This window comes from Nonomuraea polychroma (assembly GCF_004011505.1).
Classification (GTDB): domain Bacteria; phylum Actinomycetota; class Actinomycetes; order Streptosporangiales; family Streptosporangiaceae; genus Nonomuraea; species Nonomuraea polychroma.
In genome coordinates, this window is record NZ_SAUN01000001.1 from 4,997,212 (window position 1) to 5,012,229 (window position 15,018).

Consider the following 15,018-nt stretch of genomic DNA (forward strand, 5'->3'; position numbering starts at 1 on the left):
CGCTTTTGTGCAACCACGTAATCGGAATTGTTTTCCCGAGGAATTCTCCTGTCCACCAGATACCGCCGCGCAGCTCTCGACGTACGCGACCAGGCAGGTAAACTTCATTCCGGAAGCACGCAGTCGCGTTGAGTGACATGCGCATCTGGTGTCTACGGCAAGGGCGGGTCCGCGCACAGCGACTGGGTGTTCCCGGCCCTGACAGAGCGCGGAGCCGGACATGGACCCACTACACCTGACCACCAGCCACCGCGACGGCACCGTGACGGTCGCCGTGTCCGGCGAGCTGGACATCGCCACCACCGAGCTGCTCCGCAGCCACCTGCTCACGCTGCTGCGGGAGGCCTGCGGTGCCCCGCAGGCCTCGATGATCATCGAGGTCAGCCGCCTGTCCTTCATCGACGCGGCCGGGCTCGGCATTCTCATCTCCGTGTACAACCACGCCCAGCGCCAGCACACGCCGCTGCGGATCGCGGGCGTCCCGCCCGCCATGCGGCGGCTGCTGCGGATCACCGGGCTCGACGGCCGCCTCGCATGATCGGCGTCGCCCGCGTGCCCCGGTAGGTTGGGGACGTGTCGATGATTCAGGTTCCCGAAGAGATACCGCTCAAGCTGGAAGACGGCTTCGACCGGATCACGCGCGAGCTCGCCCTGCCGGGCGAGTTCCCGCCTGCCGTGCTCGAAGAGGCCGGATGGGTCGCGGAGGTGCCCCGGCCGGGCGGTAAGGACCTCACCGACGTGCCGTTCGTCACCATCGACCCGCCCGGATCGATGGACCTCGACCAGGCCGTGCACCTGGAGCGGCTGCGCGGCGGCTACCGCGTCTGGTATGCCATCGCCGACGTCGGCGCGTTCGTGCGGCCCGGCGGCGTCATCGACGCCGAGGCCAGGGCCCGGGGCGAGACCGTCTATCTGCCGGCGGGCAAGGTGCCGCTGCACCCCCGCGTGTTGTCCGAGGGCGCGGCCAGCCTGCTGCCGGGCGTCCCGCGACCGGCCGCGGTGTGGGTGATCGACCTCGACGCCGACGGCCGCACGGTGGGCGCGGACGTGCAGCGTGCCCTCATCCGCAGCCGCGAGCGCCTGGACTACACCTACGTGCAGGCGGCGGTCGACACCGGCACCGCCGACGGCACTCTGGGGCTGCTGGCCGAGATCGGCCGGCTCCGGCTGGCCCTGGAACGCGAGCGCGGCGGCGTCACCCTGCCCACACCCCAGCAGGAGGTGACGGCGGCCGACGGCGGTTACCGGCTGGAGTACCGGCTGCCCCTGCCGGCCGAGGCGTGGAACGCGCAGATCTCCCTGCTGACCGGCATGGCGGCGGCCGCGATGATGCTCGACGCCGAGATCGGCATCCTGCGGGTGCTGCCGCCGCCGCACTCCGGCGACCTGGCCAAGGTCCGCAGGGTGGCGGGGGCGCTGGGGGTGCCGTGGCCCGACGGCGCCGGGTACGGCGCCGTGGTGCACGACCTGGACCCGAAGAACCCTCAGCAGGCGGCGTTCCTGCACGAGTCCAGGGTGCTGCTGCGCGGCTCCGGCTACGAGGCCTTCGACGGGGCGCCGCCGAAGGAGGCCGGGCACGCGGCGGTGGCCGCACCGTACGCACACGTCACGGCCCCGCTGCGGCGCCTGGTCGACCGGTACGCGACGGAGGTGTGCCTGGCGATCGCCGCGGGCGAGCCGGTGCCCTCCGACGTGCGCGCGAGCCTGGCGAGCCTGCCCGCTCTCATGGCGTCCTCCGGGCGGCGCGCCGCCGCCGTGGACCGGGCCTGCGTGGACCTGGTGGAGGCGTTCCTGCTGCGGGACCGGCTCGGGCAGGCGTTCGAGGCGGTGGTGATCGACGTGGACGAGCGGCGCGGCGGCGGCCAGGTGCAACTCACCGACCCCGCGGTGATCGCCCGCTGCGACGGGCCCGTCCCCCTCGGCGAGCAGGTCACGGTACGGCTGACGCGAGCGGACCCGGCCACCCGCGAGGTCCGTTTCACCCTGACCTGACCCTCAGCGTGGTCCGGCCCGCATGCCGTCGCAGATGACCTCCGCCAGCCGCACGGCCCCGCCTCTGGCCCGTGCTCGGCGCTCGGCCGCCAGGCACCCTCGTAACAGGTCCCGCACGTCCTCGGTCACCAGGTCCCGCCGTACCGCGCCGGCCTGCTGCGCCCTGGCGAGCAGCCGGCCGAGGGCGGCGGCGAAGTCGTTCTCGAGTGCCGAGCCCGGCCGTAACGCCATCCCCGAGCCGTCGTCCAGCATGTCGCACAGCGCCTGGTTGGCCGAGGCCTGCTCGACCACCCGCGTGAACCATCCGAAGAACGCCTTGCCCGGGTCCTCCGCCGTGCCCAGCGCGCGGGCGTCGGCCACGAACCGCTCGATCCGCCCCAGCAGCACCGCCTCGAACAGCGCCTCCTTGGTCGGGAAATGCCGGTAAACGGTGCCCACCCCGAAGCCGGCCCGGCGGGCGATCTCGTCGAAGGAGATGGTCAGGCCGTCGCTGGCCAACGCCTCCTGGGCGATCTGCAGGACCCGCTCGCGGTTGCGGCGGGCGTCGGCGCGTAACGGCCTGGCCGTGCTGTGGTCGTCGCCCATGATGTGCACCTGCCTTCTTCCTGACAAGCGGAGAGCGCTCTCCGATTCTATCGAGCAGATGCGCCCCGCCATACACCCGCAACGAGCGCGGCCATCCCGATTCCGCCGGCTCCGGGAGTCCAGTGAATTCCCCTTAGGTGCCCATCTCACCGATGCCTATCGGCACAGGGGGCGGTGCCTCGCCCTGGTGGGCGGGTGTCGGCGTCGGCGGGTGCGACCCGCGGGCCCGGCGGTTGTCCCGTCCGCGCGGGCGGGGGGCGCACACGGCCCTGGCCGCAGTCGGGGCCGTGTGCGGGCGCCTAGGATTCCGGGCTGTCGTCGCGCGGGCCCGGGGCTGTGCCCTGGCGGACGCCGTGCAACGCATCCGGGGCCCCTGCCGCATGCCGTCCCGGGTCGGACAGCGTCCCCTGCTGAGCACCGCACATCCGATCCGATGGTGACACCGATGACACGACCTGCCGCGCCATCCCCGGCGATGCCGGCTGTCGCGCCGCGCCCGACGCTGTCTCGTGGTGTGCGTCGCGGGACGGGGCGGGGCGGCGGGCCGGGGTGCCGATGCGCTTGAGGCGCAGGCGGCTCTCGCGGGGCACCGGCTCCAGCTCGACGATCCGCGCTCCTTCCGGCGCGTGCCGGAGGTCGTGGGTGATGAGGATCGTCGTGCGACCGGCCATGAGCCGCCGCAGCGGCTGCATGACCTGGGTGGCCATCGTCTCGTCCAGCCCGCTCATGGGCTCGTCGAGCACCAGCACGGGCGCGTCGCGCAGGATGGCCCTGGCGATGGCGATCCGCTGCCGCTGCCCGCCGGACAGGAGCCTCCCCCGCTGTCCCACCGGCGTGTCGTAGCCCTGGGGCAGCAGCTTGACGAAGTCGTGCACCCCGGCCGCCTCGGCGGCCTTGATGACCTCGTCGTGCGAGGCGTCCGGCCGCCCGTAGGCGATGTTGTCCCGTACCGATCCGGAGAACAGCAGCGTCTCCTGGTGCAGGACGGTGACGTTGGCGCGCAGCGACTCGCGGGTGAGGCCGCGGATGTCGGCGCCGTCGAGCAGGATGCGTCCCGCGTCCGGGTCGTAGAAGCGCAGCAGCAGCTTGGCCAGCGTGGACTTGCCCGCCCCGCTGGGCCCGGTGAGCACGAGCAGTTCGCCGGGCTCGGCGGCGAAGGACACCTCCCGCAGCACCGGCCGTCCCCGCCCCGGGTAGGTGAAGCCGACCCGCTCGAAGTCGACCCGCCCTCGGCAGCGTCCCCGGGTTCCCGCGGCAACGGCGCCGGGAGCGTCGGTGACGGCGGGCTTGGTCCGCAGGATCTCGATGATCCGGTCGGATCCCGCGGCCGCCTCGGACACCGTCAGGGCCAGCTCGCCGAGGCTCTGCACGGCCGGGTAGAGCAGGGCCAGGTACGCGGCGAAGGCGAGCAGGCCACCGATGGTCAGCCGGCCGGCGGCGATCTCCCACGCGCCGACCCCGAGAATGACGATCAGGCAGACGGTCTCGATGACCTGGACGGCGGGACCGTACAGGCCGGACAGCCAGGCCTGCGCCATGTTGGCGCGCAGCCACGTGCGTCCCTCGGTGTGCAGGCGGCGGGCCTCGGCCGGCTGCCGGTTGTACGCCTGCACCAGCGGCTGGTTGGCCAGCCCTTCCTCCAGGACGCTGTTCATGGCGCCGTTGCTGTACCGCTCGCGGGCCGCGGCCGTTCTGAACCTGGCCGCGAATGCCCTCGACACCAGCAGGAACGCCGGAATCAGGGCGAAGGTGACGAGCGCGAGGTCCCACCGGATGAGGAAGGCGGCCCCGGCGAAGAACACGGCGCCGGCGGCCGCGGTGAGCGCTTTGACCAGCCCGGAGCCGACGAGTTCCTCGATGGCCTCGACGTCGTCGGTGAGCCGGGCCATGAGGTCGCCGAGGCGCCGCTTCTCGGAGAAGTCCGGCGCGAGCTTCTGGATGTGGGCGAACACCCGGTCGCGCAGTCCCAGCAGGAAACGTTCGGCGCCGAGCGCGGTGACGTACGAGCCGGCGAAGGACGCGACCCCCGCGACCGCGGCGAGCCCGAGCCAGCTGACCGCGGGAACCCAGAACGCCCCCAGCTCCCGGGTGGCGAGCACTTCGTCCGTGATGTGGCCGAACAGCCGGATCGCGGCGACCTCACACAGCGCCGCGACGATGGCGAGCACCACACCGGCCGCGAACAGCCGGCGCAACCCGCGGGTGTCCGGCCAGAACTCGCGGAAGGTGCGGCGCAGAGTGATCGCCGGAGCGAGTTCACGGCCGGAGGCGACGAAAGAGAGCCGGCGGCTCAGCCGCCGGCCCTCACGGGGTGTGTTTACCACCCCCACCACCACTTACGGCGTCTGCCCCAGCAGCAGCGGCGTCTGCGCCACCGCCGTCGGCGGCAACCCCATCCTTCTTGGAACCCGACTCGCGTGAACTGCGTGTTAGCCATGATTCCTCCCCCGTTGGATGGCCGACACATTCACAAATCGGACGCTAGCACTCAAATGCAAATAAATCACGAGATATTCGTCGGTGCAAAAGAGACTTGACCCGTCGAAGCAGCCCAGAAAGGCGATTCCGCATTCCGGTTAAATTAGATGTAAATGCAGGAAACAGCTAAATAAGGTAATGTAACCGCCAAAGGTGCGTCTCGGCACTGGTTCCAAGGAGTAGGGCGGCCGATACTTTGGTTCGATGGCACCTTCCGCTACGGCTGCCACGATCGGTGCATGACCTTCCTCGGCATCATCCTCATGATTCAGGGCTTTGGCGCGCTCATCGCCGAGCACTTCTTCGACAAGAGCTTCGGCCTGCTGCACCTGTGGTTCGACGGCGGCACGCTGGCCGCCGTCGCCACCGCGACAGGCCTGCTGGGCCTGGTGGTGATGGTCCTCGGACTCCGCCACGACGACTAGCACGACCGGGCGGCCAAGAGCACGCTCAGGTGAGCGAGGAGTAGGCCACCACCCCGCGCCGCATGCCGTCCACGGCCTTGACGGCGGTCTGCTTGATCTTGCTGCCGGGCGGGGCCGCGTTCCCGAGCTGGCCGAGCAGGTCCATCAGCTGCTTGATCCACCGTACGAAGTCGCCGGCGGCCAGCTCGTTGCCGTTGATGCCGTCCATGAGCACCGCGTCCAGGCTGTGCCCCTTCGTCCAGCGGAACGCCGCCCAGGCGAACCCCAGGTCGGGCTCCCTGATGGTGGACAGCCCGTGGTCGGACTCGATGCCCTCCAGCTCCCCCCACAGCCGGATCATCGACGTCAGCGCGTCCTGGGCCCGCCCTGCGGGGATCTTGGGACGGCGGGCGTCGTCGGCGGCCCGTGACTCGAACACCAGCGCCGACACGCAGGCCGCCAGCTCGGCCGGCTCCAGCTCCTCCCACAGCCCCTTGCGCAGGCTCTCGGCGGTCAGCAGGTCCAGCTCGGTGTAGATGCGGCCCAGGCGGCGGCCCTCGTCGGTGACCGTCTCGCCGTCGAGGTAGCCGAGCTGCTCCAGCACCGAGCAGATGCGGTCGAACGTACGGGAGATCACGTGCGAGCGGCCCTCGACGCGGCGGCGCAGCCCTTCGGTCTCGCGCAGCAGCTTGTAGTAGCGCTCGGCCCAGCGGGCGTGATCCTCGCGCTCGTCGCAGCCGTGGCACGGGTGCTGGCGGATGCGCCGGCGCAGCTCGTTGACCTCCTCGTCCTCCACGGTGTGGTCGCGGGCCCTGGCCGGCTTGCCCAGGTCACGATCGCCCATCTTGGCCAGCAGCGTGGAGACGAGGTTGGCGCGTTCCTTCGGCGAGCGGCCGTTGAAGTTCTTCGGGATGCGCAGCTTCTCCAAGGGCTCGACCGGCACCGGGAAGTCGGCCGGGTCGAGCTTTTTGACCTGCTTGCCGATCGTCAGCACGAGCGGGGTGGGCCCCGTCCCGGCGGCGCGGCCGCGCGGGTTGCGCCCCGGGTCGAGCACGATCGCCAGACCGGCCCGCCGCCCGCCGGGCACCCGGATGACGTCCCCGGGCTCCAGCGCCTCCAGCGACCGCACCGCCGCGGCGCGCCGGGCGGCGCCCCGCTGCCTGGCCAGCTCGGCCTCCCGATCGGACAGGCGGCGGCGCAGCGCCGCGTATTCGGGGAAGTCACCCAGGTGGCACGTCATGGCCTCCTGGTAGCCCTCCAGGGCCTCCTCGTGCTTGCGCAGCTGCTTGGCCAGGCCCACGACCGCCCGGTCGGCCTGGAACTGCGCGAACGACTCCTCCAGCAGCGTGCGCGCCCGCTCCCTGCCGAACTGGCCGACCAGGTTGACGGCCATGTTGTACGACGGCTGGAAGCTGGAACGCAGCGGGTAGGTCCGGGTGCCGGCCAGGCCCGCCACCGACAGCGGGTCCATGCCCGTCTGCCACAGCACCACGGCGTGGCCCTCGACGTCGATGCCGCGCCGCCCGGCCCGCCCGGTCAGCTGGGTGTACTCGCCGGGCGTCAGGTCGGCGTGGGACTCGCCGTTCCACTTGTCCAGCTTCTCGATCACCACGCTCCGGGCCGGCATGTTGATGCCGAGGGCGAGGGTCTCCGTGGCGAAGACCGCCTTGACCAGCCCGCGGGTGAACAGCTCCTCCACGACCTCCTTGAAGGCCGGCAGCATGCCCGCGTGGTGCGCCGCCAGGCCGCGCTCCAGGCAGTCGCGCCACTCCAGGAAGCCCAGCACCGCCAGGTCCTCGTCGGGCAGGTGCGCGGTGCGCTCATCGACGAGCTGCCTGATCTCGTGCCGCTCGCGGTCGGTGGTGAGCCGGATCCCGGCGTACAGGCACTGCTGCACCGCCGCGTCGCAACCGGCGCGGGAGAAGATGAACGTGATCGCCGGCAGCAGCCCTTCGGCGTCCAGCTTCTCGATGACCTGCACGCGGTCCGGCGGCCGGGACCGCTGCGGCCGGCCGTAGCCGCGCCGGCCCCGGCCCGCGGTCAGCCGCTCGGCGTCCTTGGTCACCCTCATCAAGGTGGGGTTGATGCGCGGCGTCAGGTCGTCGTTCATGAACATGTCGTAGAGGCGGTTGCCCACCATCATGTGCTGCCACAGCGGCACCGGCCGGACCTCGTCGACGATGACCGTGGTGTCGCCGCGCACCTCGCCCATCCACTCGCCGAACTCCTCGGCGTTGCTCACCGTCGCCGACAGCGCCACCAGCCGGACCGACTCCGGCAGGTGGATGATGACCTCTTCCCACACCGCGCCGCGGAACCGGTCGGCCAGGTAGTGGACCTCGTCCATGACGACGAAACCGAGCCCGCCCAGCGTGGCGGACCCGGCGTAGAGCATGTTGCGCAGCACCTCGGTGGTCATGACCACGATGGGGGCGTCGCCGTTGATGCTGTTGTCGCCGGTCAGCAGGCCGACCTTGGCGGTGCCGTAGCGTTTGACCAGGTCGTTGTACTTCTGGTTGGACAACGCCTTGATGGGGGTGGTGTAGAAGCACTTGCGGCCCTGCTCCAAGGCCAGGTGCACGGCGAACTCGCCGACCACCGTCTTGCCCGACCCCGTGGGCGCCGCCACCAGGACGCCGTCGCCGGCTTCCAGGGCCCGGCAGGCGTCGAGCTGGAAGTCGTCCAGCTCGAAGTCGTAGAGACCTCGGAACGATCTGAGAGCGGCCCCTTCGTCCCCGTGCTTCTGACGGAAGGCCGCGTAACGTTCCGCTGGCGTTGTCATACCCGTCAGCCTACCGAAATCGCCATTCCGGTCCGTCCCGCCCATTCCCGCCCCTCCCCCCGCCGCGGGCCAGGAGCACCCAGCGGCATCGTTCCGGACCATCCCGGCGCCTTTACATTGTAGATCTTAAACGATGACCCGCAGCGCCCCCGGCCGCACCTCGCACTCCAGCGGCACCGGCCCGATCCGTTCCCCGTCCGCGTACGCCACCACGTCGAGGGCCTCCAGCCGCACGCTGCGCACCCGCCGCACCGACACGGCGCGATGCCCGACGTGCGTCCCCCGGTACACGCTCGGGAACACCCGCAGGAACTCCCCCTTGGAGATCGCGCCCACCATCATCACGTCCAGCAGCCCGTCGTCGGGCAGCGCGTCCGGGCACACCCGCATCCCCGCCCCGTACGAGCGCGTGTTGGCCACGGCCACCAGCATGGCCTCCTGCTCCACCACCTCGTCCCCGTCGAAGGTGACCCGGAACGGGATGGGCCGGAACGAGCGCAGTTCCTCCAGCATCGCGACCACGTACTTGGCCATCCCGGGCGGCCAGGTGAGCCGGTTGGCCCGCTCGTTGACCCGCGAGTCGAACCCGCAGCACACCACCCCCGCGAACAGTTCCTCGGCGCCTCCCGCGCGGAGGCGGGCCACGTCGACCAGCCGCGACTTCATGCGCAGCACGACGCGGGCCGCCATGACGGGGTCCTTGCACGGCAGGCCGAGCGCGGCCGCGATGTCGTTGCCGGTGCCCGCGGGGATGATCCCGAGCGGCACGTCGGTGCCGGCCACGGCCTGCACGGCGAGATGGACGAGGCCGTCGCCGCCGAAGGCGACGAGCGCGTCAGGGCGTTCGGCGACGGCCGTGCAGGCGCGTTCGAGCGCATCGGCGGCGTCGACGCCGACGATCACCGACAGCTCGGCTCCGCCGGCACGCAGCCGGCGCGCCACGGGCTCGAGCATGCGCAGCGTCCGGCCGCCGCGGGCGGCCGGGTTGACGAGCAGGGCGAGTTGCGGGGACACGCCCGGAACCTATCGCCTATCGGGCGGAACCGGAATCCTCTTCTGGCCGGGAGGGCTCCCGAGGCCCGTCAGCCGTCATCGGACCGAACCGGAGTCCTCTTTGTCCTCAGGGTCGTCGTCGAGCGGCGTGTCCTCCGGCAGCGGCGAGGCCTCGTCGTCGGACAGGTGGGCGAACTCGCTCTCCGGCTGCCGCTTCTCCCGCAGGTACATGAACAGCTCGGCCGCCATGAACAGCACGATCATCGGCGCCGCCAGCGCCATCATGGTGATCGGGTCGCCGCCCGGCGTGACGACGGCGCCGAACACGAACATCAGGAAGATGACCAGCCGCCGGTGCTTGGAGACGGTCGCGTGCGACAGCACCCCGATGACGTTGAGGAACACCAGCAGCAGCGGCAGCTCGAACGACACCCCGAAGATCATGAGCATGATCAGGACGTAGTCGAGGTAGTCGTCGATGGAGATCGTGGCGACCGTGCCGTCGAGCGAGAACCCCAGCAGGAACCCCAGGGCGGTGTCCATGATGAAGTAGGACAGCCCCGCGCCCAGCGCGAACAGCGGGATGGCCAGCGCCAGGAACGTCAGCGTGTAGCGCTTCTCGGTGCGGTAGAGCGCCGGGGTGACGAACGCCCAGATCTGGTAGAGCCAGGCGGGCGAGGACACCACGAGGCCGACCATCAACGAGACCTTCAGCGTGATGAAGAACGACGAGAAGATGCCGTTGTAGGTGAGACTGCACGCCCCGTTGAGCTGGCGCGATTGAGGAGTCGCGCAGTAGGGCTCCTTGAGCAGCTCCCACACAGGCCCCGAGACGATCCAGCCGACGATCAGGCCGACCGCGATCGCGGCGAATGCGATGAGCAGCCGGTTGCGCAGCTCACGCAGGTGCTCCATGAGCGGCATCCGGCCTTCTGGGTCCGGCTCCGGCTTCGGCCTGGGGCCCGATCGTTTCAGCAGCGCCATCTAAGCAGTCCTGGGGACGAGGGGGCGGGGGTCAGGGACGCTTGTCGGCCTGCGCGCCGGCCCGCAGCCGCGCGGCCTCCTCCTCGAGCCGGCGGGCCTGCTCCTCGGCGGAGATCACCGGCGCGGCCGGGATCTGCTGCGGAGGCGCGGGCGCCTGCTGGGGCTCGGGCGTGGCCTGCACGACCGTCGGCTTGTCGTCGTCGTCCTCGGTCATCTTGCTGGTCTCCGCCTTGAAGATGCGCAGGGACCGTCCGACGCCACGGGCGAGGTCCGGCAGCTTCTTGGCCCCGAAGAGGAGGACCAGCGCCACCAGGATCAGGATGATCTCTGGAGCTCCCAAGTTCATGTGACGTCCTTCATGGTGAGCAGAGTGCTGTTCTTCCCCCCGATCGTACGCTGCCAGCGGCTCTGCCTCATCCCTTGAGGTCCTGTTTCATTCTGAATTGCTCGTTAACTTGAGCGATTTCCCTGTTGAGCCCACGTGCCGCGGCCACGACCCTGGCTCCGGCGACCCCCAGCACGGCCAGTCCGGCCAGTACGAGCCCGGCCGCCACGAAGATCCACGTCATGACCGGTGAGCGTACAGGGCCAGGGCGCGCTCGGCCTCGCGGCGCACGGTCTCGGCCATCCGAGGCGGCGAGACGACCCTGCCGGTGTCGCCCAGCCGCAGCGCCAGCTTGAGTATCCAGTCGTCGTCGCGGGCCCGCAGCGCCACCCGCAGCCGCCCTTCGCCCAGCTCGGTGACCTGCTCGCACGGGTAGTACTCGGCCACCCACCGCCCGGCGGCGCTGACCTCCAGCTCGACCAGCTCGTCGGTCGGCGAGGGCCGGAAGACGCCCTGGGTCACGTCGATGGGCTCGGCCTCCGCCGGCGGGTCGGCGGGCACGTCAAGGACGTCCACGCCGAGCATGCGGTCGAGCCTGAACAGCCGCATCGCCTCGGCCCGGTAGCACCAGCCCTCCAGGTAGGCGCGGCCGTCGACGACCACGACCCGGGTGGGGTCGACCTCGCGCGGCGTCACCTCGTCGCGCCCGGGCACGTAGTAGCGCAGCGACAGCCTGCGCCCCCGCTTCAGCCCTTCGCGCACGCGCGGCAGCGCGTCGGGGGCGGCGTCCACGTCGACGGCGACCTGGCTGCTGACCGTGGCGGCGCCCTCGCCGGCGGCCCGTTCCAGCTTGGCCATCACCCGGGGCAGCGCGTCGCTGCCGGCCTGCACCTCGGCGAGCTCGGGGGTGGCGGCCAGCATGCGCAGCGCGACCAGCAGGGCGCTGGCCTCGTCGATGCCGAGCCGCAGCGGCCTGGCGATGGTGTCGGCGTTGTCGATGAGGATCTCGCCGCCGTCCCAGGACACGTCGATCAGGTCGCCGGGGGTGTGGCCGGGCAGCCCGCACATCCATACGAGCTGCAGGTCGTCGATGAGCTGCTTCTCGCTCAGCCCGAACACCGCGGCCACCTCGCCGACCTGCGCCCCCGGATGGGACATCAGGTACGGCACCAGCGCCAGCAACCTCGGCAGCCGATCCGCCGACCCACTCATGCGCCCTCCTTCGTCGGTCGCATGAGCGGGCCGCTGCTGCGTCTGATTGTTCGCTCGCTCCGCTCGCTCACGCCATTGCCCCCTTCAGTCTGCGGATGACGGCCTCGCGGGCGTCCGGCGGCTCGACGACCTCGACGTCGGGGCCGAGGCTGGCCATCCACCCGGCGAGCCGTTCGGGGTCGGTGAAGGCCAGCTCGGCCTCGTCCCACCCGTCGATGCCCAGGTGCACGGCCCTGGCCAGCTGCCGCAACCCCTCGCACGCCCCCTGGCGCACGCGTACGACGGCGACGCGCTCGTCCATAGGCTCGTCGGGGAAGCCGACCATGGCCCGCAGGTCGATGCCTTCGGGCACCTGCACGACGCCCGCCTTGCCGAGCGCGGCGACCTGCCCGGTGATGCGGCTGAGCCGGAAGGCGCGCGGCGCCTGCCGGTCGCGGTCGAACCCCGCCAGATACCACTTGCCGCGGCGGCTGACCACGCCCCACGGCTCCACGGTGCGGCTGCGCACGCTCTCGCTGCCGGCGCCGCGGTAGTCGAAGCGCACCACGCGCCGGTCGCGCACGGCGTCCCACAGCGCGGGGAAGGCCGGGTCGCGGGTGTCGACCCGCAGCTCCAGGGCTCCGGTGCCGACGGGCTGGTCGGTGGACACGCCGCCGGCGCGCAGCTTCAGCAGCGCCCCGGAGGCGGCCTCGGCCAGGCTGGCACGCTGCCACACCTGCGCGGCCAGGCCGAGCACGGCGGCCTCGTCGGGCTCCAGGGTGATCTCGGGCAGCTCGTACGACTGCCGCTCGATCCGGTAGCCCGGCTCGTCCTCCCACGGGTCGCGCACCACGTCGATGGGGATGCCGATCTCGCGCAGCTCGTTCTTGTCGCGTTCGAACATGCGCTGGAACGCCTCGTCGCCGTCCCGGTCGTAGCCGGGCACGGCTTGGCGGATCTGCTCGGCCGACAGCGGGCGCCGGGTGGCGAGCAGGCAGATCACCAGATTGAGCAACCGTTCCGTTTTCCGGCGCGACATCTGCCTCACTCCTCCTTCATGACGCTACCCTGCCCCCGTGATCAGATGGCGCAAGGGCGAGGTCGTACGGATCCGACGCGAGTGGCCGGGAGCGGTGGAGCTGGACGTCGCCGTCCCCGAGGGGGAGTGCCGGGCGCTCGCGTACCCGCCGTTGGTGGGCCGCCCGGAACCCGGCGACGAGGTGCTGCTCAACACGACCGCGCTCGCGATGGGTCTCGGTACGGGAGGTTACGCCATGGTGGTGGCCGTCCCGAACCGTTTGCCGCAAGATCCCGTCGGGCCGGGGCACCTGGTGAAGGCCCGCTACACCCCGCTGCAGGCCACGGTGCTGGGCGCGGACGAGCAGGACTCCCCGCATCACGACGTGTTGCGGGAGGCCGACGCCCTGGATGACATGCCGGTGGTGGTGGCCGACCTGCACTCGGCGCTGGCGCCGATCCTGTGCGGCCTGTACGAGGCCGCGCCCGGCACGCGGGTGGCGTACGTGATGCAGGACGGCGGCGCGCTGCCGGTGTGGTTCTCGATGGCGGCGGCGCGGCTGCGCGAGATCGGCTGGCTGGCGGGCGTGGTGACGGTCGGGCAGGCGTTCGGCGGCGACGTGGAGGCGGTCACCGTGCACACGGGGCTGCTGGCGGCCAGGCACGTGCTGGAGGCCGACGTCGCGATCGTCACCCAGGGCCCCGGCAACCTCGGCACGGGCACCAAGTGGGGCTTCTCGGGCGTATCGGCGGGCGAGGCGGTCAACGCGGCCGGGGTGCTGCGGGGGCGGCCGGTGGCGGCGCTGCGGGTCAGCGAGGGCGACCGGCGCGAGCGCCACTACGGCGTCTCCCACCACTCGCTGACCGCCTACGGCCGGGTGGCGCTGTGCCCGGCGGACGTGCCGGTGCCGGAGCTGCCCGGCGACTTCGGCGAGCGGGTCAGGGACCAGGCCGAGCTGCTGGCCGTGCGGCACCGGCTGGTGCCGGTGCCGGTGGACGGGCTGCACGAGGCGCTGCGCGGCTCGCCGGTCAAGCTGTCGACGATGGGCCGGGGCCTGGAGGAGGACCTGGCCTACTTCGTGGCCTCGGCGGCGGCGGGCAGGCTGACGGCCTCGCTGCTGGCGTAGGAGTCCTTGAACGTGAACGCCTCGGGGCTGGGGCCCTCCGCCTTGAGGCGTTCGAGCCGCGCCATGCCCTCGGCCAGCGAGGGGATGTGCCCCTCGGGGATCCACCACATCACCATGTAGGGCTCCGCCATGCGCAGGAACCACTCCCTGCGGCGGCGCAGCACGCCCAAGTGGGGGCTGCGGTAGACGTAGTTCCACAACGAGTCGAGCGACTCCCACACCGAGAAGTTGATCAGCAGGTAGTCGCCGTAGTCGTGCACGACGGTGGCGGTGGGGTCGGTCTCGCTCTCCTTCAGCCGCCACACGAATCCGGGGGCTTCGTCGGCGATGGCGTTGATGGGTTCGAGCAGGGCGACGAACTCGGCGAGCTCGGCGGAGTCGATGGGGGCGCGCAGGTGGGCGAGGTTCAGCTCAGCGAGATGCATGACGTCAGCACACCACCCCTCCCCCTTCTATGTCAATCTTCATTTGTTTTAGAAAGGGAGACGCAGCACTCTCCCGGCCGCGGATCCAGCCTCGCCCTGGCCGGGTCGTCACCGAGCCCCTGGAGCAGCCCCTGGCACAGGGCCAGGTTCATGGAGCACACCAGCAGCGGCTGCTCCTCGGCCAGGGCGTGGAACGGGCAGTTGCGCAGCCGCACCACCCCGGCCTCCTCGTAGGGCTCGTAGCCGCGCTCCCCCAGCACCTGCTCCACCGGCTGCCCGGCGTGCCGCCCGGCCATGCGCTCGCCCGCGCGCCGCGCCGCCTCCTCGGCCTGCTCCTCGGCGCCGAGCAGGTCCACGACGTCGGCCAGGGCGGAGGCGAGGGTGGCGTAGTCGCGCGGCGGCAGGCTCACCGACCGCTCGCCCCTGGCCCTGCGGTAGACCTTGGCGGGACGGCCGCTGCCGGGGCCCTTCTTCTCCTGCTGCCGGAACCCGCTCTCCAGCAGGCCCGCCTCGACGAGCTTGTCCAGGTGGTGCCCGGCCAGCGTCCTGGACACGCCCGCCGCCTCGGCCGCCTCTCCCCTGCCCACGTCGCCGCCGCCGGCGGTGACAGCCTCGTAGAGGCTGCGGCGTACGGGGTCGTGCAGCAGGGCCAGCGCCTCGAGGTCGTCGGTGCTGTGTCTGATGGTCGGCTCCCTCCGGTCACCCACAAGCGGAG

At 71.5% G+C, this 15,018-nt stretch carries 15 protein-coding genes; 4 read left to right on the plus strand and 11 right to left on the minus strand.

Annotated elements, in window-relative coordinates; genetic code table 11:
• Positions 1–220: 220 nt before the first annotated feature.
• The gene (locus EDD27_RS22855; RefSeq protein WP_127934179.1) at positions 221–538 is read left to right on the plus strand and encodes an STAS domain-containing protein; all 318 of its coding nucleotides are present in this window, start codon (positions 221–223) and stop codon (positions 536–538) included.
• Positions 539–579: 41 nt separating this feature from the next.
• A complete protein-coding gene (locus EDD27_RS22860) occupies positions 580–1,992 on the plus strand; it encodes an RNB domain-containing ribonuclease (RefSeq protein WP_127940886.1) in 1,413 nt (470 codons plus the stop codon).
• Positions 1,993–1,995: 3 nt separating this feature from the next.
• On the opposite strand, the gene EDD27_RS22865 is transcribed toward EDD27_RS22860, so the two are convergent.
• Together EDD27_RS22865 and EDD27_RS22870 are read right to left on the minus strand one after the other, a co-directional pair.
• A complete protein-coding gene (locus EDD27_RS22865; RefSeq protein ID WP_127934180.1) occupies positions 1,996–2,577 on the minus strand; it encodes a TetR/AcrR family transcriptional regulator in 582 nt (193 codons plus the stop codon).
• 299 nt (positions 2,578–2,876) lie between these two features.
• Positions 2,877–4,901, minus strand: a complete 2,025-nt coding sequence (locus EDD27_RS22870) for an ABC transporter ATP-binding protein (RefSeq protein WP_241564200.1) — start codon at positions 4,899–4,901, stop codon at positions 2,877–2,879.
• A 393-nt stretch (positions 4,902–5,294) separates the two neighbouring features.
• Between EDD27_RS22870 and EDD27_RS22875 the strand changes: the two genes are divergently transcribed.
• On the plus strand, positions 5,295–5,480 hold the full coding sequence (locus EDD27_RS22875) for a hypothetical protein (RefSeq protein ID WP_127934182.1): 186 nt from the start codon (positions 5,295–5,297) through the stop codon (positions 5,478–5,480).
• A 25-nt stretch (positions 5,481–5,505) separates the two neighbouring features.
• Here EDD27_RS22875 and EDD27_RS22880 read toward each other — a convergent pair whose 3' ends face one another.
• The 7 genes from EDD27_RS22880 to EDD27_RS22905 all read right to left on the minus strand — a co-directional run bounded on the left by EDD27_RS22880 (position 5,506) and on the right by EDD27_RS22905 (position 12,773).
• Complete coding sequence (locus EDD27_RS22880; protein WP_127934183.1) at positions 5,506–8,241, minus strand: DEAD/DEAH box helicase; 2,736 nt, start codon at positions 8,239–8,241, stop codon at positions 5,506–5,508.
• A gap of 126 nt (positions 8,242–8,367) precedes the next feature.
• The gene (locus EDD27_RS22885; RefSeq protein WP_127934184.1) at positions 8,368–9,255 is read right to left on the minus strand and encodes a YegS/Rv2252/BmrU family lipid kinase; all 888 of its coding nucleotides are present in this window, start codon (positions 9,253–9,255) and stop codon (positions 8,368–8,370) included.
• 75 nt (positions 9,256–9,330) lie between these two features.
• Complete coding sequence (gene tatC, locus EDD27_RS22890; protein WP_241564201.1) at positions 9,331–10,218, minus strand: twin-arginine translocase subunit TatC; 888 nt, start codon at positions 10,216–10,218, stop codon at positions 9,331–9,333.
• 31 nt (positions 10,219–10,249) lie between these two features.
• On the minus strand, positions 10,250–10,564 hold the full coding sequence (tatA, locus tag EDD27_RS22895) for a Sec-independent protein translocase subunit TatA (protein ID WP_127934185.1): 315 nt from the start codon (positions 10,562–10,564) through the stop codon (positions 10,250–10,252).
• A 67-nt stretch (positions 10,565–10,631) separates the two neighbouring features.
• Positions 10,632–10,787 (minus strand): hypothetical protein, encoded by a 156-nt coding sequence (locus EDD27_RS54520; RefSeq protein WP_164903757.1) that lies wholly within the window; start codon positions 10,785–10,787, stop codon positions 10,632–10,634.
• The gene (locus tag EDD27_RS22900; protein ID WP_127934186.1) at positions 10,784–11,755 is read right to left on the minus strand and encodes a helix-turn-helix transcriptional regulator; all 972 of its coding nucleotides are present in this window, start codon (positions 11,753–11,755) and stop codon (positions 10,784–10,786) included. Before EDD27_RS22900 ends, EDD27_RS54520 begins: the two co-directional genes overlap by 4 nt.
• Positions 11,756–11,822: 67 nt before the next feature.
• Positions 11,823–12,773 carry a helix-turn-helix transcriptional regulator gene (locus EDD27_RS22905; RefSeq protein ID WP_127934187.1) on the minus strand — a complete coding sequence of 317 codons (951 nt, stop codon included), beginning with the start codon at positions 12,771–12,773 and terminating at the stop codon, positions 11,823–11,825.
• Between the two features lie 37 nt (positions 12,774–12,810).
• Between EDD27_RS22905 and EDD27_RS22910 the strand changes: the two genes are divergently transcribed.
• Positions 12,811–13,878, plus strand: coding sequence for a DUF3866 family protein (locus EDD27_RS22910; RefSeq protein ID WP_127934188.1), 1,068 nt, complete (start codon positions 12,811–12,813; stop codon positions 13,876–13,878).
• On the opposite strand, the gene EDD27_RS22915 is transcribed toward EDD27_RS22910, so the two are convergent.
• Together EDD27_RS22915 and EDD27_RS22920 are read right to left on the minus strand one after the other, a co-directional pair.
• Positions 13,824–14,303 carry a DUF3291 domain-containing protein gene (locus tag EDD27_RS22915; protein ID WP_127934189.1) on the minus strand — a complete coding sequence of 160 codons (480 nt, stop codon included), beginning with the start codon at positions 14,301–14,303 and terminating at the stop codon, positions 13,824–13,826. The genes EDD27_RS22910 and EDD27_RS22915 overlap by 55 nt on opposite strands.
• A 32-nt stretch (positions 14,304–14,335) precedes the next feature.
• The gene (locus EDD27_RS22920; RefSeq protein ID WP_241564202.1) at positions 14,336–15,010 is read right to left on the minus strand and encodes a helix-turn-helix transcriptional regulator; all 675 of its coding nucleotides are present in this window, start codon (positions 15,008–15,010) and stop codon (positions 14,336–14,338) included.
• Between the last annotated feature and the right edge of the window lie 8 nt (positions 15,011–15,018).

Excerpts from the sequence above, each read along its gene's own strand:
- EDD27_RS22855 (WP_127934179.1), top strand. The coding sequence starts at position 221 with ATGGACCCACTACACCTGACCACCAGCCACCGCGACGGCACCGTGACG.
- EDD27_RS22860 (WP_127940886.1), top strand. The coding sequence starts at position 580 with ATGATTCAGGTTCCCGAAGAGATACCGCTCAAGCTGGAAGACGGCTTC.
- EDD27_RS22865 (WP_127934180.1), bottom strand. The coding sequence starts at position 2,577 with ATGGGCGACGACCACAGCACGGCCAGGCCGTTACGCGCCGACGCCCGC.
- EDD27_RS22875 (WP_127934182.1), top strand. The coding sequence starts at position 5,295 with ATGACCTTCCTCGGCATCATCCTCATGATTCAGGGCTTTGGCGCGCTC.
- EDD27_RS22880 (WP_127934183.1), bottom strand. The coding sequence starts at position 8,241 with ATGACAACGCCAGCGGAACGTTACGCGGCCTTCCGTCAGAAGCACGGG.
- tatC (WP_241564201.1), bottom strand. The coding sequence starts at position 10,218 with ATGGCGCTGCTGAAACGATCGGGCCCCAGGCCGAAGCCGGAGCCGGAC.
- tatA (WP_127934185.1), bottom strand. The coding sequence starts at position 10,564 with ATGAACTTGGGAGCTCCAGAGATCATCCTGATCCTGGTGGCGCTGGTC.
- EDD27_RS54520 (WP_164903757.1), bottom strand. The coding sequence starts at position 10,787 with ATGACGTGGATCTTCGTGGCGGCCGGGCTCGTACTGGCCGGACTGGCC.
- EDD27_RS22900 (WP_127934186.1), bottom strand. The coding sequence starts at position 11,755 with ATGAGTGGGTCGGCGGATCGGCTGCCGAGGTTGCTGGCGCTGGTGCCG.
- EDD27_RS22905 (WP_127934187.1), bottom strand. The coding sequence starts at position 12,773 with ATGTCGCGCCGGAAAACGGAACGGTTGCTCAATCTGGTGATCTGCCTG.
- EDD27_RS22915 (WP_127934189.1), bottom strand. The coding sequence starts at position 14,303 with ATGCATCTCGCTGAGCTGAACCTCGCCCACCTGCGCGCCCCCATCGAC.